The sequence below is a fragment of the Bacillus cabrialesii genome, from assembly GCF_004124315.2.
GTDB classification, from domain to species: Bacteria; Bacillota; Bacilli; order Bacillales; family Bacillaceae; genus Bacillus; species Bacillus cabrialesii.
The window spans coordinates 465745-487066 of the sequence record NZ_CP096889.1 but is presented as its reverse complement, the minus strand read 5'-3'; the positions used below and the strand labels follow the sequence as shown (position 1 = coordinate 487066).

Sequence of the window (21322 nt, the reverse complement as noted above, 5' to 3'; positions counted from 1 at the left end):
CTTTCTCACCTCTTTTATTTCTCGTTCATCAGGAGGACGAGAGGTTACAGCACCGCAAGCGACTCGTCTCGAATATCTGTGATGAGCATATGCCCCGGCGCATGTGTGATGACCATTTCAGGTTTTACATTCATAGCCACAGCTTGCGGTGTCACCCCGCATGCCCAAAAAACAGGAACCTCGCCTTCATGAATGGAAACGGCGTCTCCGAAATCCGGTTTATCCAGATCGCGAATGCCGATAGCCCCTGGATTGCCGATATGGATCGGCCCTCCGTGCACAGCCGGAAAACGTGAGGTCACTTGTGCGGCCCTTACAGCCAGCCGTTCAGGAACGGGTCTCATGCTGACAACCATTTTTCCTTGGAACGCGCCTGCCGGAACACAATCGATATTCGTTTTATACATCGGGACGTTTGTCCCCTCATCAATATGCCTGACGGCTATTCCATTATTGATCAGCGCCTGTTCAAAGGAGAAACTGCATCCGATCAGAAAGCCGACAAAGTCATCCTCCCAGTATGGCGTGATATCAGATACTTCCTCCGTCAGGACACCGTGCCTGTAAATACGGTATTTCGGAAAATCCGTTCTGATATCTGCATCCCGCGCAGCCAGAGACGGTACAGGCGAACCTGTTTCCGTCACATCCAGCACAGGACATGGCTTTTGATTCCGTTGGCAAAACAGCAGGAAGTCAAACGCAAGGTCCTTCTTCAAAATCACAAGATTCGCTTGGGCATAGCCGCCGGACATCCCGGCGGTCGGCCCGGTTATTTTCCCCTCTCGTATTAAGGCGCGCACATCCTGAGGCGCCATTTTGTTTAATTGATCCACCTTTTATCAACTCCACAATTTAGGAAGTTGTGTAAATAACGTGTAGATTCCCATAACTGCCATGACGATAACAACAAGTGCGCCTGTTCCTGTCAGCCAAAGCGGATGCTTATAATCACCGACAATGTTTTTCTTGTAGGCAGCAACAAGCAGCGTTCCGAGCGCAATTGGCAAAATCAAGCCGTTCAGAGATCCGACAAGCACAAGAATTTTCGCAGGCTGGCCGATTGTGACAAAAGCTAACGTGGAAACAACGATAAATCCGATAATAATGCCGCGTGAATTCTTTTCGATTTTTGGAGAAAAGGTTTTGAAAAACGAAACAGATGTATAGGCTGCCCCGATAACAGAGGTAATGGCCGCAGACCACATGATTAATCCGAAAATTTTATACCCGACATTTCCAGCAGCAAGCTTGAAGACTGAAGCCGCAGGGTTGCTTTCATCGATGTGCAGGCCTTTTGAAACAACGCCAAGCACCGCAAGGAAAAGAGCGATCCGCATGACAGAGGTAATTAAAATGCCCACAACTGAGCTTTTTGTTACTTGGGGAATGGATTCCTTCCCTTTAATGCCCGCATCCAGCAAACGGTGTCCCCCGGCAAATGTGATATATCCGCCGACAGTTCCGCCCACCAGTGTAACAATAGCAAAAATACTGATGTGTTCAGGTACAAACGTGTTCGCCACAGCCTGTCCAACCGGCGGAGCTGTGGTCGCCGCAACATAGACTGTTAAAATAATCATGACGAAGCCGGCGATTTGCGTAAAGCGGTCCATCGCTTTTCCCGCTTCTTTAATGACAAAAATCAAAATGGCGATAACGGCACTGATCAATGCGCCTGTTTCTGGTGTAATGCCGAACAACACCTGAAGACCCAGCCCGGCGCCTCCGATATTCCCGATATTAAAAGCAAGCCCGCCAAGCACGACGAGAATGGCGATGAAATATCCCAGTCCGGGAAACACCATATTCGCAATTTCCTGACCGCGTTTTCCAGAAACCGCGATGATGCGCCATACATTGGTTTGAGCGAAAATATCTAAAATGATAGAGATTAAGATGACAAAACCGAAGCTTGCCGCGAGTGTGTTTGTGAATGTTGCGGTTTGTGTGAGGAAACCCGGGCCGATCGCCGATGTCGCCATTAAAAAGGCGGCACCCATCAGCAATGACCAGCTGCCCGCTTTTTTTCCTGCTGTTTTTTTCTGCTGCTCCATCTATTGTTCCTCCTTTATGTTGACTTCTGTGCTGAAATAGCGGTCACTTCAATTCCTGCCGCTTTAAGCTCTTTTCTGATTTTTTGCGCAAATGTCAGCGCATGGGCCCCGTCTCCGTGAATGCAAACCGTATCTGCTTTTAAGGACACATCATGTCCTTGCTGAGACTTGACCGCCCCTTCTTTCACCATTTTGATCACCTGGCTGACAGCGGCATCATCGCTTTCAATGAGTGCGTCCGGCTGGGAGCGCGGCGTGAGCGTACCGTCCGCTTGATACGTTCTGTCGGCGAACACTTCACTCGCTGTTTGCAGTCCGATCCGTTCTCCCGCTTTTACGAGCTCGCTCTCAGCTAGACCAAAAAGAACCAGGCGGGGATCGACCTTGTAGACAGCTTTCGCAATGGCGTCCGACAGCTTTTGATCGACTGCCGCCATATTGTATAAAGCGCCATGCGGCTTGACGTGCTGCATGTGAAGCCCTTCCGCTTTTAGAAAACCAGAGAGAGCGCCAATTTGATAGACGACAAGGTCATACGCCTCCTCAGGAGAAATCGCCATATTGCGGCGCCCAAAGCCGAGCAAATCCGGCAAACCCGGATGCGCGCCGATTTTTACGCCTTTTTCTGCAGCAAGCGTGACGGTTTTTCGCATGACACCGGGATCTCCTGCATGAAATCCGCATGCGATGTTCGCTGATGTGACATACTCTAAAATATCTTGGTCAAGGCCTATCGTGTAGGCTCCGAAGCTTTCTCCTAAATCACAGTTCAAATCAACCTGAAACACAGAATCCCTCCTGCCAAAGCATACGATTTGCTTTATGTATTTATTGTTCCGAAATTCGGAATGACTATTCCGAATTTTTGAACTTTGTTACATTATAATTCAATCATATAAGTTTGTGAAATACTTTTGTTAGAAAACCTACCATGGTCCCAGAAGAAAACCTGCCAAACTAAAAAAGGGAGTCCATCTTAGGACTCCCTTTTTTATAGTACCCAATGGCGAATCGCTTTAGCGACACCATCCTCAATATTTGTATCCGTGATCCAATCCGCCGTTTCTTTCACGATGGCTTGCGCATTGCCCATCGCCACACCCAAGCCCGCTTCTTTGATCATCGCAATGTCATTGAGACTGTCGCCCATCGCCATCACATTCTCCATCGTAAAGCCGAGTTTTTCAGAAACCTTCGCAAGGGCCGCGGCTTTGTTGATGCCAAGCGCGTTGACCTCAATGTTTGTCGGGCTTGAATTTGTGATTTCAAGCTCTTTGTTTTTTCTCAGCTCCTCCAGCACTTCGTTTCGGATATCGTCATCGTCAATGTCAAAGCCGAATTTGAGCCATTCATGATCCGTAATGTTTTCGGGAAATTCGCCTCTCCATACTTTATTCACCGTAGAAGCCCAGAAATTGGTGTTGTGCTTATTCCGCAAATCCCACATCATTTGAATATGATCCGTATGAAGCAGCTTGCGTTCCACCAAATTAAAATTCGAATCCCAGATCTCGCTGCCGTTTGCCGTGATTAAAAAGGACGACAGCTTCAGCGATTCCGCCAGCTCCCGGCACGTCATCAGCGTCCGGCCTGTGCTGATCACCACATACACGCCTTTATCCTCCGCTTCACGAATGGCTTTACGGTTTTCATCCGAGATCAGCTGCTCGTCATTCAGCAGCGTTCCATCCATATCAATTGCAATCAGCTTGATATCCACATCTTCTCTTTGAACAGACATATATGTACCTCTCTTTATCTTAAAATTGTGCTTCTTTCTATTCTAATACATTATACCCAGCGGAACAAAAAAGCGATTTCACATGTTTGAGGCGCACTGATAAGAGGAAAACAAACGGTGAGGTGATCAAACATGACAGAAAGAAAACAGCAAAACAAACCAAATGAAAACCCCGAACACAATGACTTAACCGATCCGATTCCGAATGAAGAGCTGAAGGAAAACATGAATGATGAAAAACACAAACGGCAGCAACGAGATCACTCACAGAGCGAACGGGATTACGATACGAAATAATAGAACCCCTCACAAATCGTTGTGAAGGGTTTTTTTCATTTTTCAATATAGATGCCGATTTCAGCTTCAGCAACAGGCTGCCCGCCGACTGACGCCTTGGCATGTCCAAACACAAACCCGCGCCGATTGCGCGTGACTTCAAACGTAAGATCAAGCCGGTCGCCGGGTATGGCCGCGCCCAGCTTTTCCGCTTTTTTCACGGAAGATAATAAGCCCAAGCTGTTCTCATCTGTAATCCCTGTAAAAGCCGCGGTTTGCGCAAGTGCTTCAATCACGAGTGAAAACGGCATTTCTGTTTGCGTGTCAGTGATAAACCAGTCGTTTTCACTGATTAACTTATAAGCTGTTGCACGGTTGCCGGGCTCACTTTCCGTCACGCCGTCAATCAATAAAAACGGATAGCGGTGAGGCAAAGATAATGAGTTCATTGTATTTCTCCTTTTTTGACTATTATATATCAGCCTATAGCTGAGTGATAGGATATAATGGAAAAAACGAAAAAGGAGACCGTTATGTCACAAAAACCGCTCGTCATTCTCGCACATGAAATATATGGTATAAACAGTCATATGAAAAAGATGGCCCGGCTGATCAAAATGGCCGGTTATGATGTGATGACACCTAATTTGCTTGGGGATGGTGAGGTCTACACTCTGCAAGAGGAAAAAACCGCATACGAACAGTTTACAAAACATGAACGGCTGAAAACGGGAGAAACCCTTATTCAGAACTTGATTAGGCAAAACGCTGGACGGCCCATTTTTGTGATCGGATTCAGCGCAGGCGCTACGATCGCATGGAAATGCAGCAGTATGCCCGAGGTGAGCGGAGCTGTTTGCTATTACGGTTCCCGGATACGCGATTCTCTTTATCACGTGCCGGTGTGCCCGGTTCTATTGTTTTTCCCTTCATATGAACCGTCTTTTGACGTTTCGCTTCTCATCAAAAAACTGCGGGAAAAACAGCAGCCTCGTTTGGAGATTTATCAATTCGATGCTCTTCACGGCTTCGCCAATCCTGATTCAGATACTTTTGACAGGGCACTTCTCTTCAAAACGCTTTCCATCATCAAAAACGAGGCAGAAAAACTGCCCCGCCCTGTATCATCAAAGTTTTCTTAAAGCGCGCAATCAGTGATTTCAGCCGTTGCGCTCTGTTCGCCGATGCTGTGTGTTTTTATTTCGCTTGTCTCATCTCACCGAACGGATAAAAGACCAGAGATTCAGTACCAATGATATCTTCCTCAGAAGGCATGCCCATTCCGTTTCTGCTATCCATCGAATTGAGACGGTTATCTCCCATTACAAAATATTTGCCGGAAGGAACCTCAACCTCGAAGTCACCCGTTAAGGTTACACCCAACTCTTTGACCTCTTGTTTCTGTTCCTTTAGGTACGGTTCTTCCACTTTTTTATCATTTATGTATAACTGATCATTCTTCATTTTAACGCTGTCCCCGGGCAAGCCGATTAAACGTTTGACAAATGAACGGCCGCTCTGTTTGTCATGAATGACTACGATGTCGCCTCTGTGAAAACCGCCTGTATATTTGACTGCTTTGTCCACCAGGATTCTTTCTGAGTCATTAAGCGTTGGAGCCATTGATGAGCCTTCAACGAGAAAGGGCTTGTAAAACGCCATTCTAATCGTAAAAATAAGCGCTGCGATAAAAACGATACTGAGTACAATGATCCATCTGGTTTTTATTTTTTTCTTTAACGTGATTGTTTTTGCATTCAACTTCCTTCACCCGATACCTTCCTAAGAATTCCAAGTTATTATACAACATTTGGATCTTCTTGGTTAGTCTTTTGTGGAAATTGATTGGCCGGGGCAGCCATCTGCCCCGGCCTTTTTCATCACAGTTTTCTTAAACGCGCACAGATTTCGTCAGTGACTTCAGCCGTTGTGCTCTTTCCGCCAATGTCACGAGTTTTGATGCCGTCAGCCGTGACTCGTTCCATCACATCCAGGATCTTTGCTCCCAGTTCTTCCTCTCCGAAATGGTCAAGCATCAGCTTTGCTGTCCAAATCTGGCCGATTGGATTGGCAAGGCCCTGGCCGGCAATGTCGGGAGCTGAGCCGTGAACCGGTTCGAACATGGACGGATATTTGCCGGATGGATTGATGTTCGCAGACGGCGCAATACCGATGCTTCCCATCAGGCTTGAGCTGATATCGGTTAAAATATCACCGAACAGATTGCTCGCCACAATGACGTCAAACGTTTCCGGACGCGTCACAAAAAAAGCGGCCAGCGCATCAATATGCTGGGATGACGTTTCGATTTCGCTGTAATCAGCGGCAGTCTGCTGAAAGACTTCATCCCAAAACGGCATCGCGTGATAGATGCCATTAGACTTTGTCGCACTAGTCACATGGCCGCGCCGTTTTTTCGCCAATTCGAAGGCAAAGCGCATCACGCGCTCTGTCGCTTTTCTCGTAAATACGGCATTCTGGATGGCGATTTCATCATCGCCCCTATGAATGCGCCCGCCGACTTCACTGTACTCGCCTTCACTGTTTTCGCGAATCACCACGAGGTCAAAATCATTTGGATGCAGAAGCGGTGACGTAATGCCCGCCATCTGTTTGGCCGGTCTCATATTAATAGAAAGCTCAAGCTCCCTCCGGATCTTCAGCAGGAGCCCCCATAATGAAATATGATCGGGAACCAGCTTCGGATTTCCGACCGCTCCCAAGAAAACCGCATCAAATTGAGTAAGCGTATGTATTCCGTCTTCAGGCATCATTTCGCCGTGTTCCATGTAATAATCACAGCTCCATGGAAAAGACGCAAATGAGAATGACAAACCCCCATGCACCTCAGCAGCTGTGTGAAGCACTTTCTCAGCAGCCGCCACAACCTCTTTTCCTACTCCGTCTCCCGGTATCGCCGCAATCTCAAATTGTTTCATTGCCATTCTCCTCCCCCTGTTATCGTAAGCGTTTTCTATTATACTAGATTGCGAGATGGTAAAAAAAGCCCGTGACATGCTGTCACGGGTCCGGTTATTGATTCAGTTTCTTTAAAACGATGGCATGAAGCGGTTCATGAGACTGAATGCCGCACACCTCTTGAAGCACACCGCTGTATCCTTTTTCATCGATCAGCGCTTGCAGTTCAACCGCTTCCGGATCACCGGTGTAGTCAAAGCGCAGTGCCGCGGCAATTCCTTCGGCAAGTGCGTTCGGCTCTTTTATTTTCTTTGCCGGGCTTACGAGTCTATCATTCTCTCCCAATTTTCTGAGAGGCGATCTCGCCACGCGGGTTACATCGTCCGTAATGAATGGATTTTCAAAGCGTCCGATGATTTTTTTGATATATTGTTCGTGTTCGGCTTGCTTAAAGCCATATGCTTTAATGAGATAGTCACCGGTTTCAAGCAGCGCCGAATGAACGACACGGCGGATTTCCGGATGATCAATTGCTTCTTTTACCGTTTTGAGTCCGCGCTGATAGCCGACATACGCTGTCACCGCGTGTCCGGTATTGACCGTAAACAGCTTCCGTTCGATGTACGGCGTCAAATCATTAACAAACAGTGCGCCGTTTATAGCCGGCTTTTCCCCTTTAAAGCCTGATTCATCAATGACCCATTCGAAAAATGGTTCAACTGATACTTTCAGCGGGTCTTCATGGTGCTGAATCGGCACGATCCGGTCAACGGCGGAATTCGGAAATCCAACTGTTTCACTGATGGATTCCCGCTCTGCTTCCGTTAAGTGGCTGTATATCTCTTTCTTCAAAAAGCTGCTGCCGCCGATCATATTTTCGCAGGCAATGATATTCAGTGTGTTTGCAGGGTTTCTTCGTCTTAAGCCTTCGGCGATTGACGGCGCAATCAGTTTTAACACGTTCGGGCCGACAGCCGTTGTGATGAGCGCGGCTTCATCGATCAGCCGATATAGTTCCTCAAGCTCGCCGCCGCTATTGATGGCACTGACCGGGCCAATCACCTCTGATGAATGACCCTCTTCTGCCAGCTCCACTGTGTATTCCTTTTTTTCATTGAGAAGGCTGACCATCGTATCGTTCACATCCGCAAACACCACATGATAGCCGGAGTGGTGAAGAAGCGCGCCGATAAACCCCCTCCCGATATTTCCCGCACCAAAATGTAAGGCGATCATGTCAGTTCACCTCGTTGAAAATGGCGATCAAATCTTCTTCGCTTTTAGCAGAAATCAGGCGTTCAATATTTTCTTCTTCTGAGCAGATAATAGCGATGTTAGACAAAATGTCTAAATGCTCATTATTTTTGCCGGCAATGCCGAATACCACTTTTGCCGTGTTGCCTTCTCCGTACTCGACACCGTCTGGAATCTGTATGATTGAGATCCCCGAGTGAAGAACCTCGCTTTTGGCTTCTTCTGTGCCGTGGGGAATCGCAATGAAATTCCCCATAAAAGTAGAAGACGTTTCCTCACGTTCAAACATTTTGCCAATGTAATCTTCTGTCACATAGCCGTTATCAATCAGCGTCTGGCCTGCCAGTCTGATGGCTTCTTCTTTTGATGATGCCGTTTGATTGAGTTTAATATTTTCCTTCGCGAGTACTTGCATGTGTATCACTCTCTTTCTATGAGATTACTTTTTAAGCTTTTCAAGAAGCTCGTCGTATTTCGGACTGTTTAAGAAGTTGTCTACAGATATGTGCGTCGCGTTCGGCAGCTTCGCTTTCGCGCGTTCGGTTAAATCTTTATGGGTGATGACAATATCCGCATCACTTGGCAGATTGTTAATGGCCGTGTTGGTCACGCTTATATCAAGCTCCGCCTTTTTCACTTTGTTTCGTAAGATGGATGCCCCCATGGCGCTTGATCCCATTCCCGCATCACATGCGAAGATAATTTTGTTTGCGCTTTCAGGAGACAGCTCAGACGCTTCCTCAGCTTTCGTTTGCTCCGCTTCTAAAGCAGCGGCCGCTTGGCTTTTCTTCCCTTTCATGGACTGCATTTTTTCTGTTGCGGCAGCAAGGTCCTCTTCGCTTGCTTTTGAGGATTTCAGGATCACTGCTGATACGATGAACGAAACAGCTGCAGCGACCAATACACCCGCCAATACGCCGAAGTAGCCTCCTCTTGGCGTCATCGCCATCAATGCGATAATGCTTCCCGGTGACGCTGCTGCGACAAGTCCGGCATGAAAGATCGTGAACGTCAAGAGTCCGCTTGCTCCGCCGGCAATGGCCGCCAGGATCAGGGCCGGTTTCATCAAAATGTACGGGAAGTAAATCTCGTGAATCCCGCCAAAGAAATGAATGATCGCCGCTCCGGGAGCCGTTGATTTTGAAGAACCTTTGCCGAAGAACATGTACGCCAGCAAAATGCCGAGCCCCGGCCCAGGGTTTGCTTCTACTAAGAACAGGATCGATTTTCCCGTTTGGGATGCCTGCTCGATTCCGATTGGACTTAAGATTCCATGGTTAATGGCGTTGTTGAGGAACAGCACTTTCGCCGGCTCCACAAAAACGCTGGCTACAGGCAATAAATTAGCGTGTACAATGACTTCCACACCGGCCGCCAGCAGTTTGTTTAACGTCAGTACAACCGGGCCGATGGCGTAAAACGCGAGAATCGTTAAAGCCGCGCCGACAATCCCTGCCGTAAAGTTATTGATCAGCATTTCAAAGCCTTGTTTGACTTTATCCTTGAACAATTTATCAGTCTGTTTAATGAGGTAACCGCCAAGCGGCCCCATAATCATTGCACCTAAAAACATCGGAATATCCGAGCCGACAATTACCCCGATTGCCGCTGTCGCACCGACGACTCCGCCGCGGTGGTCATAAATCATTTTTCCGCCTGTATACGCTATCAAAAGCGGCAATAAATATGTGATCATCGGGCTGACAAGTGTATTCAGCTGTTCATTCGGAAACCATCCCGCCGGAATAAACAGTGCGGTAATGATGCCCCACGCGATAAACGCACCGATATTCGGCATAATCATTCCGCTCAAATAACTGCCGAAGCGCTGCACTTTCACTTTCATGCCGCCTTGCTGTTCTTGCTGCATATATAAACCCTCCTCGTTGTCGCTGTAAGTTATAAAAATAGATTCAGAGAATTTTGCTTCCCTTTGACTCTATGTTAAAACGCTTACAGTACCTATACAATTGAAAGTAAAGAGGACTTTGGCACATGGGTGTGACATTTTTTTAAAAATAAAAAGGCTCCTGATATCAGGAGCCTTTTCTCTTTCCTCTATAAATAATGTTGCCGTTTTGAATGACGTGCTTGGCGATCATCCGCTCACTCACAATAAAGACGGGATACGCGCACACAAGCGCAAATATAGCCATCGGCACGTGCTGTACGGCCGGTACCATTGAGCCAACCGCATTGCGGAGGAGCAGCAAAAGATAAATAAGCAGCACGATCACTGCTAATGACACCAGCATAATCGGAGCTGATACTTTATATTCATAAAGCCGTTCCCGGCAGTGTCCGCAGCGAAATTGACAAGGCACATTTGACGATCTGACCATGTCGCCTGTCAAAGGTTTGCCGCAGTTCGGGCATCGTGTTTCTTTCATAGGGTATTCCTCACTTTCCATTCCATATGTCTATTATACCAGAGTCCCTTCTGTTTCGTTTTGTTGCTGTTCAACACATTTTCACATTTTTTATCATCAGTGTACTTGTCTCTGTCTCTAAAATCCTCTACGCTTAAATAGACATTAATGGAGGGGATGTATGAATGCTTCCGATTAATAGACAGCAACATATCCTGAAGTGGCTGAAAGAAGAAGGCGCGCTCAGAATTTCTGACATCAGCGCAAAATTCGGCGTTTCGGAAATGACGGTATACAGAGATGTCAACCAGCTTGTTCAGTCAAATCAGGTCATGAAAACGGCCGGCGGCATCACGCTCCCAGCCCAAACACCTCAAGCGGATCATATGTGCAGCTATTGCCTGAAGCCGGTCAATCAGGCCTATTCGGTTCAGTTGATTACGGTAAACCAAGACATTGAACAGCTATGCTGCGCACATTGTGCGTTTTTGCGCTACGCAGATAAAACAGAAGAGGTTTCACACTTGATTTGCAGAGATTTTCTGTTACACACAACAGTCAGTGCTAGTTCGGCTTATTTCGTCGTCAATGCGGAATTAAACCTGCACTGCTGCCAGCCGCAGGCGATTCCGTTTGCGACACTCGACCATGCCGAACGGTTTCAAAAAGGATTCGGCGGAGCCGTCCGCACCTTCGACCAGGCGCTGGAAGACATGCTTCAAGACAGAAAAAAACGCTGCACCTGCACCAAGAAATAACACAACATATACAGCGGAAGGTGGTGTCTGAGTGATGAAGCGAAACAGATGGTGGATCATCCTTCTGCTTTTTCTTGTTTTCCTGCCGAAAACAAGCTTTGCTCACGCCTATATTGTTACATCTTCACCTGGGGAAAACAGCGAATTAAAAAGCGCTCCCGCACAGGTGGAAATCGAATTTAATGAACCGATTGAAGAAGGGTTTCATTACATTAAAGTCTTTAATTCAAACGGCGACCGGGTGGATACGGATAAGACCGAAATCAAAAAAGACAACAATCACATCATGACAGTGAAGCTGAAAAAGAATCTGCCGCATGATGTGTACAGAGCGGAATGGAATGCCGTGTCCGCGGACGGGCACCCTGTTTCCGGCGTCATTCCGTTCAGCATCGGGAAAGCGGACGGCGGATTCAGCAGCCAAAAAGCCGCCGGTTCAGCGCTGAATCCTGCAGCCGCCGCAGACCGGGCGATTCTGTATACAGCCTTATCTCTGTTCATCGGGACAATTTTCTTCCATCTCTTTTGGTATAAGGGGAAAACAGAACAACTCGCCAAACGGACGAGACGTATCCTGATCGTCTCCATCACCGCATTGGGTCTGGCACTTTTATTACAGCTTCCGATTCAAACAAAAGCGAACGCGGGCGGCGGCTGGGGCAGCGCCTTCCAGCCGGGCTACATCAGAGAAACACTGTTTGAAACAGCCGGCGGCACCATTTGGATCATACAAGCCGCGCTGTACGCGCTACTTGCACTGTCTGTGATCCCTGCGGTACGCAAAAACCGCTTTGCGTCCTTCGGCTATTGGACAGCACCGCTGATTTTCTTTTTCGGTCTCCTGCTTGCCAAAGCGTTTACCGGGCATGCTGCTGTCGTTGAAGAAAAAACGGTCGGCATTTTGATGGATTTCCTTCATTTATCTTCCGCTTCCATCTGGGTTGGCGGAGTAGCGGCGCTCGTTTTGCTCCTCGCAAAAGAATGGAGGCAGCCTGACAAAACGCTCGCATGGGAAACGGTAAGCCGTTTCTCCCCGTGGGCGCTCACTGCGGTCGGCGTCATTTTGTTTTCAGGCCTGCTCAATGGATTTTTCATCATTCGTTCGATGGATTCACTGTTCCATACAGCGTACGGACAAGCTCTTTTAGTGAAAAGCGGACTGTTTGTTTTGATGCTGGTTTTAGGCGCCATTCATTTTCTGCTCACCAGAAAGCAGCGCCGCGCAGGAATCAGCCGTACACTGAAAGCGGAATGGGCAATCGGCATCGCTGTTTTAATCACGGCGGCCGTGTTTACAAGCCTGCCAAGCCCGCCTGAGCCGGCGCCGGAACCGTTCTATCAAACCAAAGCGATTGAAAATGGGCAAAGCGTTTCTCTCAGCATCAGCCCGAACCAGCCCGGCAAAAACGAATTTGAGCTGCGAGTCACCGACCATAACGGCGAACCGGTGAAAAACATCCAGCAAATCACGTTAACCATTTATAAAACAGGCCTGTCAGGCAGCGAAAACAAAAGCACGTTTCAATTAAAAGAGAAAACAAAAGGCGTCTTCCAGGATGAAAACCTGTCCATTAATGAGAAGGGAAACTGGAAGATCAAAGTCCACGGACTGACCGGTGACTTTAACGAAATCAATATCATGTTTACAAAAACCAATTAAAGGAGTGTTTGATATGTTGAAAAAAATCGCATACACGCTATGCCCGGCTATTGTCGGCTCTCTTCTATTCTTTACGGCCCCTGCCAGCGCGCACGTTTCTGTAAAACCTGCTGAATCCGCTGCAGGCTCTTGGGAAACGTATACGATGAAGGTTCCTTCTGAAAAAAATCAGCCGACAACAAAGGTCGTCCTCAAAATGCCAAAGGATGTGGAATTCCAGCAATACGAGCCAATTCCAGGCTGGAAGGTATCCACCCAGAAACACGATGACAAATCAGTGTCCGTGACATGGGAGGCGACTGACGGCGGCATTCAGGAAGGACAGTTCCAGCAGTTTACCTTTGTTGCCAAAAACCCTGAGAAAGCGGAGGAAGCCGCTTGGGACGCATACCAATATTACAAAGACGGCAGCATTGTTGAGTGGACAGGTGACGAGGATGCGGATACCCCTCATTCCATTACGAACATCACTTCTGCAAAGCAAGTAACAGATGAGCACGGTGCTACGAAAACGGAAGACGATTCCGAAGACACAGGTTCATCAGCTCTCGATATCACAGCGATTGTGCTGTCCGCGGCTGCTATTATTTTATCTGTAGCCGCGCTTGTAAAGAAAAAGCGCGCCTAATAAAAAAGCGATCCAGATGTCATATCTGGGTCGCTTTTTTGATTAACCTCGTCCCGCCTGGAAGGAAGGATATTTCGTCATTCCGCCGTCCGCAAACAATGTGATGCCTGTGACATAGCTGGATTCCTTCGAAGCAAGCCACACTGCCACCGCTGCGATTTCCTCCGGTTCTCCGATATATCCCATCGGAATCATGCTTTCGACGTCAGCCTTCTGTTTAGGGTCAGCGAATTTTTCGGCATTGATTGGCGTGTTGATCGCGCCTGGCCCGATATTGTTGACACGAATGCCCTTCGGCGCGTATTCCAAAGCTAAAGTTTCTGACATCAGCTTAATTCCGCCTTTACTTGCCGCGTAGTGGACAAATAGGGGCCACGGAATCATTTCATGCACGCTGGACATGTTGATGACATTTCCCTTGATATCATTTTCCACGAAATATTTAATCGCTTCACGGCTTCCTAAAAAGGCGCCCGTTAAGTTCGTGCCAATAACCTTATCCCAATCCTTCAGCGGCATTTCATGAGACGGCACTGGGTTTTCAAGGCCGGCGTTATTAATCATAATATCTAACGTACCGAACTCTTTAATCGCGGTTTGTACGATATTTTTTACATCTTCCTCTTTCGTGACATCTCCTTGGACGATAACGGCTTCACCGCCCGCCTTGACAACCGCTTCTTTTACCTCGTTCGGATCTTGTTTATCACTGTAGTAGTTGATCACTACCTTCGCCTGCTCCTTGCCGAAGCGAATGGCCATTGCTTTTCCAAGACCTGATGCGGCTCCTGTAATGGCGACGACTTTTCCTTTTAAATCCGGATACATATACATCCTCCTCAATTGTTATGAATTTGTTTTGGCGATTCCTAAAAACACAGCGGCCGCAATAATTAGTGCAATCCCGATGCCTATCGCAATGAGCTGGCGTTTCGTTTTCTTTTCACGCAGAATGAAAATACCACCCAGCGTAGAAATGACAATTCCCATTTGCGAGAGGGAGAAGCTTGTTGCGACCCCGACCCGCGGCTGAGAAATAAACAAAAACATATTTCCGCCTGCCCAAATCAAGCCCGGGAGAATATTTCTAATCGCATACTTGTTAAAGGGTTTATGTCTGTAGGTTAAAACTAACCCCCCAACCACCATCCCGATCGCCTGCGGCAAAAGCGCCGACCATCCGGACACATTGAACAATCTGGCGACGACGACATAAACCAAATAACCGAGTGTCGAGACAAGCAGAATCAAAATGCCCTTTTTCAAGTTGCTTGGCTCTCCCTCTTTCTTGCCTTTCTTATCTTCCAATGACGTGAGGATGATTCCCACAATGATAAAAATCAAAGCGAGAATGCCAAGCGTAATCGCGATCGGTGTTGACCATTCGCGAAATACGATTACACCGAACAGCGAGGTTGAAACGAGCTGCAAACCGGTGGAAATCGGCATTGTTTTGGATACACCCATCAATTCAATGCTTTTCAGCTGGTTCGCCTGTCCAAGGGACCAAAACAAGCCGGATACGATTCCTACAATAAAAATGCGAAGTGATAAAACGGGCTGAACAAACAAGTAAATAACGATAGACACAATAAGTGCCCCGATCGTTGTTCCCAGTGTCTGGCTGTAAGGCCCGCCGCCTAATTTCACATTGAAGAGAACAATGCTCCCCCAAAACAAAGCCGGGAGTAGAGCCAATAATAAATCCATTGTTGGGGAACCTTCTTTCAAAATGTATTTGCTGTTATTTTGGCTGGAATTGATGGGTTTATTCGCCGGAACAACAAAAAGAGCTGCCGGATGATCCGGCAGCTCTCAGGAGCTTATATTCTTTTACAAACCAATGGACATATATTTTGTTTCAAGGTACGGCTCGATGCCTTCCGATCCGCCTTCACGGCCGATGCCGCTTTCCTTCATTCCGCCGAATGGCGCTTGAACCGCTGACGGTCCGCCGTCATTCCAGCCGATAATGCCGTACTCAAGATTCTCGGAAATATAGATGCCGCGGCGATAGTTTTCTGTGAAGAAGTAAGCAGCCAAGCCGTACGGTGTATCGTTGGCAAGCTGAATGGCTTCATCGATATCAGAGAACGTGACGATCGGCGCAACCGGGCCGAAGGTTTCCTCGTGCATGATATTCATGGACGTATCGACATCGGCGAGCACTGTCGGGTTGACGAAGTAGCAGCCTTTGTCGTCGTTTCGGTCATACGTGCCTCCTGCAAGAACCTTCGCGCCTTTTTCAACCGCATCATCAATTTGGCTGACGATTTTTTCGAAGCCTCTTTTGTTGATAATCGGGCCGACGTTCACACCTTCTTCTAATCCATTCCCGACTTTTAGCTTAGAGACTTGCTCGCTCAGTTTCGCAGCAAATTCATCTTTGATGGATTCATGGATGATCAGGCGGTTGGCACATACGCAAGTTTGGCCCGCGTTTCGGTATTTGGACATCATTGCCTGTTCAACGGCAAGTTCAATGTTCGCATCTTCATCCACGATCAGCGGGGCATGTCCGCCGAGCTCCATAGAGATGTGCTTCACGGTGTCCGCACTGTTTTTCATAAGAATTTTTCCTACTGGTGTTGATCCTGTGAACGTGATTTTCCGGATTTTCGGACTGCTTGTGAACACGTTTCCGATTTCTTCTCCGTCGCCGATGACAACCTGCAGAACGTCTTTTGGAATGCCCGCTTCATATGCGAGGCGCGCAAGCTCATAGGCAGAAAGCGGTGTGTCCGGTGCCGGCTTGATGATAAACGTACAGCCGGCAGCAAGAGCAGGCGCCGCTTTGCGCGTTATCATCGCATTCGGGAAATTCCAAGGCGTGATAGCAGCAACTGGGCCGACCGGCTGGCGCGTGACAACAATACGTTTACCGGTTGTAGGAGCCGGAACCGTTCTTCCGTACACACGCTTCGCTTCCTCTGCGAACCATTCGATATAGCCTGCGCCGTAAAGCACCTCGCCGACTGCTTCCTGATATGGTTTTCCGTTTTCCTTTGTAATTAAATCCGCAAGTTCTTCTTTATGTTCAACAATCAGCTCATACCATTTTTTCAAAAGAGAGGCTCTTTCGTTCGCTGATGTTTTAGACCACGTTTTAAACGCTTGATGTGAACGTTCAATGGCTTCTTCTACCTCTTTGGCTGATTGCTGAGGAATCGTTTTGATCTCCTCGCCCGTAGCCGGGTTGTAGACCGTTAATTGATCTGGCATATTGAACATTCCTTTCTTTTCATGATTACTTAAAATGATAGCAGACCCAGCTGTTTTCTTTCCAATGATTAAGCTCGCAGGCCCGCATCCAAGATGCTGAGCCCTTCATTCAGAAGACCGTCCGAGATGACGAGCGGTGTCAGAAAGCGGATGATATTGCCGTTAATTCCCGCTGTCAGCAAAAGCAATCCGTTTTGATTCGCATACGCCGCGATCGCTGCGGCTTTCGCTTTATCAGGCTCACGCGTTTCAGGATCTTTAACGATTTCGAGTGCCGCCATTGCCCCGAGTCTGCGGATATCACCGATGAAAGGAAATTCTTGTTTCCACTCATACGCCTTGTCTTCGATGATTTTGCCAATTTCTTCAGATCGCTCATTCAGCCCTTCTTCTTCAATAATATCCAAGACAGCCAAAGCCGCCGCGCACCCGAGCGGGCTGCCGGCATACGTGCCGCCCAGCTCCCCGGGCGCTGCCGCATCAAGCATTTCCGCACGGCCGATCACACCGCTTAAGGGCAGGCCCGCCGCAAGTGATTTGGAAACCGTGATCAGATCAGGAACAACATCAAAATGTTCAATCGCGAAATAAGTGCCTGTTCTGGCAAAACCGGTTTGAATTTCATCAGCCACAAACACAATGCCGTGTTCCTTGCAGAATAACGCGACGTGCTGCACAAACCGTTTCGAAGGAATGATAAAGCCGCCTTCTCCCTGTACAGGCTCCATCACGACACACGCTACCGTTTCCGGCGCGACTGAAGCGATAAAGAAATCATTGAACGCTTGGATGATCATATCGTCATAGCTTTCATCACTCATGTCTTCAGGCTTCTGATAATAATAGGGGAACGGCGCTTGATAAACCTCTGACGCAAAAGGCCCGAAGCCGAATTTATAAGGTTTTACCTTGCTTGTCATGCTCATCGTCATATTCGTGCGTCCGTGAAACCCGCGTGTAAATGAGACAACGCCTTGGCGCTTTGTATACTTTCTGGCGATTTTCACAGCGTTCTCTACCGCCTCCGCCCCTGAATTCAGAAAGATCGCTTTTTTCGCATGGCTGCCCGGTGCAATGCCGCACAATTTTTCGGCTAATTCGATATAAGACGGGTACATCATGACATTGAAGCCCGGGTGAATCAGCTCCTCCGCCTGCCGCTTCACAGCCTCAACCACCTTCGGATGCGAGTGTCCGACGTTTAACGTTCCGATGGCGCCTGCAAAATCAATAAATCTCCGGCCGTCCAGATCGTACAGCTCAGCCCCTTCTCCTTTGACCGCCAGACTGCGGTTGCCGTTGCTTACACCTTTTGATACGAATTGATCCCGTTTTTGCTGCCACTGGGCAGTCGTGATGCTTGCTGTTGTTTGACTCATGTGAATGTCCCCCTGTCGTTATTTTCTTATCATTCTGACTTCTTTTTGGTATGATGAAAAGTACCAATTATAACTTTTTGATGGTACCAGAAGGAGACTCCGCATATGGACATCACAATCACACTCGATCGCTCAGAACAAGCCGATTATATCTATCAGCAAATTTATCAAAAGCTGAAAAAAGAAATTCTCAGCCGCAATCTGCTGCCTCACTCGAAGGTTCCCTCCAAGCGAGAGCTGGCTGAGAAGCTGAAGGTCAGCGTGAATTCAGTGAATGCAGCCTATCAGCAGCTTTTGGCTGAGGGATATTTATACGCGATTGAGCGAAAGGGTTTTTTCGTGGAGAAGCTGGACATGTTTTCAGTCGAGGAGCACCCTCCGTTTTCACTGCCGGACGACCTGAAAGAGGTTCATATCGATCAGAGTGATTGGATTTCGTTTTCACACATGAGTTCCGATACAGACCATTTTCCGATCAAAAGCTGGTTTCGCTGCGAACAAAAAGCGATCTCCCGCTCATACCACATGCTCGGCGATATGTCGCATCCACAAGGGATTTATGAAGTGAGAGCGGCTATCTCCAGGCTCATTTCCCTGACGCGGGGCGTAAAATGCCGGCCGGAACAAATCGTCATCGGGGCAGGCACACAGGTGCTCATGCAGCTATTGACCGAGCTTTTGCCTAAGGAAGCGGTGTATGCGATGGAGGAGCCCGGCTACAGGCGCATGTACCAGCTATTGAAGAACGCTGGAAAACAGGTGAAGACAATCACGCTGGATGAAAAAGGCATGTCGATTGCTGAAATCAGCAGACAGCAGCCTGATGTGCTTGTGACGACCCCGTCGCATCAATTTCCGGCAGGAACGATTATGCCTGTATCCAGAAGAATTCAGCTGCTGAACTGGGCAGCCGAGGAGCCGCAGCGCTACATAATTGAAGACGATTATGATAGTGAATTTACATATGATGTAGACAGTATTCCGGCGCTTCAAAGCCTTGATCGTTTTCAAAACGTTATTTATATGGGCACCTTTTCAAAATCCCTTCTCCCCGGCTTAAGGATCAGCTATATGATTTTGCCGCCTGAGCTATTGAGGACATACAAAAAACGGGGCTATGATCTGCAGACGTGCTCGTCGCTGACGCAGCTCGCCCTGCAAGAATTCATCGAGTCCGGGGAATACCAAAAGCATATAAAAAAAATGAAGCAGCAATATAAAGAAAAGAGAGAACGCTTGATCAGCGCTTTAGAAACAAAATTCAGCGGAAAGATTACCGTAAAAGGGGCAAATGCGGGACTGCATTTTGTTACCGAATTTGATACGAGGCGCACCGAACAAGACATTCTGGCACACGCCGCCTGCCAGCAGCTTGAAATTTTCGGAATGAGCCGATTTGCTTTGAAGAAAAACAAGGGGCAAACAGGCAGGCCCGCTCTCATTATCGGCTTCGCACGGCTGAAGGAAAAAGACATTCAAGAGGGTGTCGAGAGGCTTTCCCACGCTGTTTACGGACATAAAAAAATCCCCGGTACAGGGGATTGATTCACCAGCGGTCCTGGTCCACATTCAGCACGGCTTCAAGCAGGCCCGGAAATGCTTTTTCAAGGTCTTCGGCGCGAAGCGAATAATACCGGCGCTTTCCTTCTATGCGAACTTGAGCGATGCCTGATTCTCTCAATACTTTAAAATGATGCGACAAGGTCGATTTGGCAACCTGCACATCCGCACAGGTGCCGCACGTTTTTTCTTTCGCTTCAGCCAATTGCTTGACGAGCTCTAAACGAAGCGGATCACTCAGTGCGTGAAGAACCTTTGTCAGCTGCAATGTTTCTGTTTCTGGATGGTTTGGAATGTTCATGACACAAATGTATCACACAACAATTAGAATGACAATTTTACTATATAAGGGTTTTTCCTTTACCTCATTTTGAATACGTGTTACAGTTAGTTCGATGAAAATCGAACAATAAATTCACCATAACGATGGAGGAGATTGACATGATCGTATTACAAGCTTACATCAAAGTAAAACCAGAAAAACGCGAGGAATTTTTGAGTGAGGCGCAATCGCTTGTTCAGCATTCAAGAGCTGAGGAAGGCAACGCGCAATACGACTTATTTGAAAAAGTAGGCGAAGAAAATACATTTGTAATGCTCGAACAATGGAAAGATGAAGCAGCGATGAAATTCCACAATGAAACTGCGCATTTCCAAGGGTTTGTAGCAAAAGGAAAAGAACTGCTGAGCGCTCCTCTTGATGTTGTCCGCACAGAGCTTAGCGAGTAACGAAAGGGTGTCCCATATGAATGAAGTCATAAAATCATTAACAGACCACCGCTCGATTCGCAGCTACACAGATGAGCCTGTAGCTCAGGAACAATTGGACCAAATCATTCAAGCAGTGCAATCAGCCCCATCTTCTATTAACGGGCAGCAAGTGACAGTGATTACAGTGCAGGATAAAGAGCGCAAAAAGAAAATCTCCGAGCTGGCAGGCGGACAGCCTTGGATTGACCAGGCTCCTGTTTTCCTGCTGTTCTGCGCAGACTTTAACCGGACCAAAATCGCGCTTGAGGATCTGAATGATATCAAAATGGAAATCACAAATGGCTTAGAATCTGTTCTTGTCGGCGCAGTAGACGCTGGTATCGCCCTCGGCACCGCGACAGCAGCGGCTGAGTCACTTGGACTTGGCACAGTTCCGATCGGTGCGGTTCGCGGAAACCCTCAAGAGCTGATCGAACTGCTTGAGCTTCCGAAATACGTGTTCCCTTTATCCGGCCTTGTCATTGGGCATCCCGCCGACCGTTCGGCGAAAAAACCGCGCTTACCGCAGGAAGCGGTCAATCATCAGGAAACATATTTGAGTCAGGATGAACTGACGTCTCACATTCAGGCATACGACGAACAGATGTCTGAGTACATGAATAAACGGACAAACGGAAAAGAAACAAGAAACTGGTCACAGAGTATCGCTGCCTATTATGAGCGCCTGTACTATCCGCATATCCGTGAAATGCTTGAGAAACAAGGATTTAAAGTAGAAAAATAAGCCT

General features: G+C 47.7%; 24 protein-coding genes. 8 read left to right on the top strand and 16 right to left on the bottom strand.

Annotated features, from left to right (window positions below; translation table 11 throughout):
- Positions 1-44: 44 nt before the first annotated feature.
- The 4 genes from EFK13_RS02490 to EFK13_RS02475 all read right to left on the bottom strand — a co-directional run bounded on the left by EFK13_RS02490 (position 45) and on the right by EFK13_RS02475 (position 3798).
- A complete protein-coding gene (locus EFK13_RS02490) occupies positions 45-836 on the bottom strand; it encodes a putative hydro-lyase (RefSeq protein ID WP_335842568.1) in 792 nt (263 codons plus the stop codon).
- A 6-nt stretch (positions 837-842) separates the two neighbouring features.
- The gene (locus EFK13_RS02485; protein ID WP_129506679.1) at positions 843-2057 is read right to left on the bottom strand and encodes an NRAMP family divalent metal transporter; all 1215 of its coding nucleotides are present in this window, start codon (positions 2055-2057) and stop codon (positions 843-845) included.
- A 14-nt stretch (positions 2058-2071) separates the two neighbouring features.
- Positions 2072-2845, bottom strand: coding sequence for a 5-oxoprolinase subunit PpxA (pxpA, locus tag EFK13_RS02480; RefSeq protein WP_129506680.1), 774 nt, complete (start codon positions 2843-2845; stop codon positions 2072-2074).
- A gap of 203 nt (positions 2846-3048) precedes the next feature.
- A complete protein-coding gene (locus tag EFK13_RS02475) occupies positions 3049-3798 on the bottom strand; it encodes a Cof-type HAD-IIB family hydrolase (RefSeq protein ID WP_129506681.1) in 750 nt (249 codons plus the stop codon).
- Between the two features lie 132 nt (positions 3799-3930).
- Between EFK13_RS02475 and EFK13_RS02470 the strand changes: the two genes are divergently transcribed.
- A complete protein-coding gene (locus EFK13_RS02470) occupies positions 3931-4095 on the top strand; it encodes a hypothetical protein (protein WP_064814604.1) in 165 nt (54 codons plus the stop codon).
- 35 nt (positions 4096-4130) lie between these two features.
- Here the strand turns inward: EFK13_RS02470 and EFK13_RS02465 are convergent, their stop codons facing one another.
- Positions 4131-4523 (bottom strand): 3-hydroxyacyl-ACP dehydratase FabZ family protein, encoded by a 393-nt coding sequence (locus EFK13_RS02465; protein ID WP_129506682.1) that lies wholly within the window; start codon positions 4521-4523, stop codon positions 4131-4133.
- Positions 4524-4607: 84 nt separating this feature from the next.
- Between EFK13_RS02465 and EFK13_RS02460 the strand changes: the two genes are divergently transcribed.
- Positions 4608-5216 carry a dienelactone hydrolase family protein gene (locus tag EFK13_RS02460; RefSeq protein ID WP_129506683.1) on the top strand — a complete coding sequence of 203 codons (609 nt, stop codon included), beginning with the start codon at positions 4608-4610 and terminating at the stop codon, positions 5214-5216.
- A 55-nt stretch (positions 5217-5271) separates the two neighbouring features.
- Here EFK13_RS02460 and sipU read toward each other — a convergent pair whose 3' ends face one another.
- The 6 genes from sipU to EFK13_RS02430 form a co-directional block, all read right to left on the bottom strand.
- Positions 5272-5835, bottom strand: coding sequence for a signal peptidase I sipU (gene sipU / locus EFK13_RS02455; RefSeq protein WP_129506684.1), 564 nt, complete (start codon positions 5833-5835; stop codon positions 5272-5274).
- Positions 5836-5954: 119 nt separating this feature from the next.
- Positions 5955-7019, bottom strand: a complete 1065-nt coding sequence (locus EFK13_RS02450; protein ID WP_129506685.1) for a tartrate dehydrogenase — start codon at positions 7017-7019, stop codon at positions 5955-5957.
- An 88-nt stretch (positions 7020-7107) separates the two neighbouring features.
- A complete protein-coding gene (locus tag EFK13_RS02445) occupies positions 7108-8229 on the bottom strand; it encodes a mannitol-1-phosphate 5-dehydrogenase (protein WP_129506686.1) in 1122 nt (373 codons plus the stop codon).
- Position 8230: 1 nt separating this feature from the next.
- Positions 8231-8662 carry a PTS mannitol transporter subunit IIA gene (locus tag EFK13_RS02440; RefSeq protein WP_129506687.1) on the bottom strand — a complete coding sequence of 144 codons (432 nt, stop codon included), beginning with the start codon at positions 8660-8662 and terminating at the stop codon, positions 8231-8233.
- Between the two features lie 24 nt (positions 8663-8686).
- On the bottom strand, positions 8687-10117 hold the full coding sequence (locus tag EFK13_RS02435) for a PTS mannitol transporter subunit IIBC (RefSeq protein ID WP_129506688.1): 1431 nt from the start codon (positions 10115-10117) through the stop codon (positions 8687-8689).
- Between the two features lie 166 nt (positions 10118-10283).
- Positions 10284-10637, bottom strand: a complete 354-nt coding sequence (locus tag EFK13_RS02430) for a hypothetical protein (protein ID WP_129506689.1) — start codon at positions 10635-10637, stop codon at positions 10284-10286.
- A 164-nt stretch (positions 10638-10801) separates the two neighbouring features.
- Here EFK13_RS02430 and cutR point away from each other — a divergent pair, with 164 nt between their 5' ends.
- The 3 genes from cutR to EFK13_RS02415 are packed head-to-tail and all read left to right on the top strand — an operon-like array spanning position 10802 to position 13662.
- Complete coding sequence (cutR, locus tag EFK13_RS02425) at positions 10802-11374, top strand: copper uptake transcriptional regulator CutR (protein WP_129506690.1); 573 nt, start codon at positions 10802-10804, stop codon at positions 11372-11374.
- A 34-nt stretch (positions 11375-11408) separates the two neighbouring features.
- Positions 11409-13034: a copper transporter YcnJ gene (ycnJ, locus tag EFK13_RS02420; protein WP_129506744.1), complete on the top strand. Its 1626-nt coding sequence runs from the start codon at positions 11409-11411 to the stop codon at positions 13032-13034.
- Positions 13035-13047: 13 nt separating this feature from the next.
- Complete coding sequence (locus tag EFK13_RS02415; RefSeq protein ID WP_129506691.1) at positions 13048-13662, top strand: YcnI family copper-binding membrane protein; 615 nt, start codon at positions 13048-13050, stop codon at positions 13660-13662.
- 42 nt (positions 13663-13704) lie between these two features.
- On the opposite strand, the gene gdh is transcribed toward EFK13_RS02415, so the two are convergent.
- The 4 genes from gdh to gabT form a co-directional block, all read right to left on the bottom strand.
- Complete coding sequence (gdh, locus tag EFK13_RS02410) at positions 13705-14490, bottom strand: glucose 1-dehydrogenase (RefSeq protein WP_129506692.1); 786 nt, start codon at positions 14488-14490, stop codon at positions 13705-13707.
- A gap of 18 nt (positions 14491-14508) precedes the next feature.
- Positions 14509-15372: a glucose uptake protein GlcU gene (gene glcU / locus EFK13_RS02405; protein WP_129506693.1), complete on the bottom strand. Its 864-nt coding sequence runs from the start codon at positions 15370-15372 to the stop codon at positions 14509-14511.
- A gap of 123 nt (positions 15373-15495) precedes the next feature.
- Entirely contained in the window at positions 15496-16884 is a 1389-nt protein-coding gene (gabD, locus tag EFK13_RS02400; RefSeq protein ID WP_129506694.1) for a succinate-semialdehyde dehydrogenase, read from the bottom strand.
- A gap of 68 nt (positions 16885-16952) precedes the next feature.
- Positions 16953-18263 (bottom strand): 4-aminobutyrate--2-oxoglutarate transaminase, encoded by a 1311-nt coding sequence (gabT, locus tag EFK13_RS02395; protein WP_129506695.1) that lies wholly within the window; start codon positions 18261-18263, stop codon positions 16953-16955.
- 105 nt (positions 18264-18368) lie between these two features.
- Here gabT and gabR point away from each other — a divergent pair, with 105 nt between their 5' ends.
- Positions 18369-19808: a MocR-like transcriptional regulator GabR gene (gene gabR / locus EFK13_RS02390; RefSeq protein ID WP_129506696.1), complete on the top strand. Its 1440-nt coding sequence runs from the start codon at positions 18369-18371 to the stop codon at positions 19806-19808.
- A gap of 1 nt (position 19809) precedes the next feature.
- On the opposite strand, the gene EFK13_RS02385 is transcribed toward gabR, so the two are convergent.
- A complete protein-coding gene (locus tag EFK13_RS02385) occupies positions 19810-20124 on the bottom strand; it encodes an ArsR/SmtB family transcription factor (RefSeq protein ID WP_010330808.1) in 315 nt (104 codons plus the stop codon).
- A gap of 140 nt (positions 20125-20264) precedes the next feature.
- On the opposite strand from EFK13_RS02385, the gene EFK13_RS02380 reads away from it, so the two are divergent.
- Complete coding sequence (locus tag EFK13_RS02380; RefSeq protein ID WP_003240208.1) at positions 20265-20552, top strand: putative quinol monooxygenase; 288 nt, start codon at positions 20265-20267, stop codon at positions 20550-20552.
- 16 nt (positions 20553-20568) lie between these two features.
- Positions 20569-21318, top strand: a complete 750-nt coding sequence (nfsA, locus tag EFK13_RS02375; protein WP_129506697.1) for an oxygen-insensitive NADPH nitroreductase — start codon at positions 20569-20571, stop codon at positions 21316-21318.
- The last annotated feature ends 4 nt before the right edge of the window (positions 21319-21322 follow it).

Coding starts and splice junctions, on each gene's coding strand:
- EFK13_RS02485 (WP_129506679.1), bottom strand. CDS start 2,057: ATGGAGCAGCAGAAAAAAACAGCAGGAAAAAAAGCGGGCAGCTGGTCA.
- EFK13_RS02475 (WP_129506681.1), bottom strand. CDS start 3,798: ATGTCTGTTCAAAGAGAAGATGTGGATATCAAGCTGATTGCAATTGAT.
- EFK13_RS02470 (WP_064814604.1), top strand. CDS start 3,931: ATGACAGAAAGAAAACAGCAAAACAAACCAAATGAAAACCCCGAACAC.
- EFK13_RS02465 (WP_129506682.1), bottom strand. CDS start 4,523: ATGAACTCATTATCTTTGCCTCACCGCTATCCGTTTTTATTGATTGAC.
- EFK13_RS02460 (WP_129506683.1), top strand. CDS start 4,608: ATGTCACAAAAACCGCTCGTCATTCTCGCACATGAAATATATGGTATA.
- EFK13_RS02450 (WP_129506685.1), bottom strand. CDS start 7,019: ATGGCAATGAAACAATTTGAGATTGCGGCGATACCGGGAGACGGAGTA.
- EFK13_RS02445 (WP_129506686.1), bottom strand. CDS start 8,229: ATGATCGCCTTACATTTTGGTGCGGGAAATATCGGGAGGGGGTTTATC.
- EFK13_RS02440 (WP_129506687.1), bottom strand. CDS start 8,662: ATGCAAGTACTCGCGAAGGAAAATATTAAACTCAATCAAACGGCATCA.
- EFK13_RS02435 (WP_129506688.1), bottom strand. CDS start 10,117: ATGCAGCAAGAACAGCAAGGCGGCATGAAAGTGAAAGTGCAGCGCTTC.
- EFK13_RS02430 (WP_129506689.1), bottom strand. CDS start 10,637: ATGAAAGAAACACGATGCCCGAACTGCGGCAAACCTTTGACAGGCGAC.
- cutR (WP_129506690.1), top strand. CDS start 10,802: ATGCTTCCGATTAATAGACAGCAACATATCCTGAAGTGGCTGAAAGAA.
- ycnJ (WP_129506744.1), top strand. CDS start 11,409: ATGAAGCGAAACAGATGGTGGATCATCCTTCTGCTTTTTCTTGTTTTC.
- EFK13_RS02415 (WP_129506691.1), top strand. CDS start 13,048: ATGTTGAAAAAAATCGCATACACGCTATGCCCGGCTATTGTCGGCTCT.
- gdh (WP_129506692.1), bottom strand. CDS start 14,490: ATGTATCCGGATTTAAAAGGAAAAGTCGTCGCCATTACAGGAGCCGCA.
- glcU (WP_129506693.1), bottom strand. CDS start 15,372: ATGGATTTATTATTGGCTCTACTCCCGGCTTTGTTTTGGGGGAGCATT.
- gabD (WP_129506694.1), bottom strand. CDS start 16,884: ATGCCAGATCAATTAACGGTCTACAACCCGGCTACGGGCGAGGAGATC.
- gabT (WP_129506695.1), bottom strand. CDS start 18,263: ATGAGTCAAACAACAGCAAGCATCACGACTGCCCAGTGGCAGCAAAAA.
- gabR (WP_129506696.1), top strand. CDS start 18,369: ATGGACATCACAATCACACTCGATCGCTCAGAACAAGCCGATTATATC.
- EFK13_RS02385 (WP_010330808.1), bottom strand. CDS start 20,124: ATGAACATTCCAAACCATCCAGAAACAGAAACATTGCAGCTGACAAAG.
- EFK13_RS02380 (WP_003240208.1), top strand. CDS start 20,265: ATGATCGTATTACAAGCTTACATCAAAGTAAAACCAGAAAAACGCGAG.
- nfsA (WP_129506697.1), top strand. CDS start 20,569: ATGAATGAAGTCATAAAATCATTAACAGACCACCGCTCGATTCGCAGC.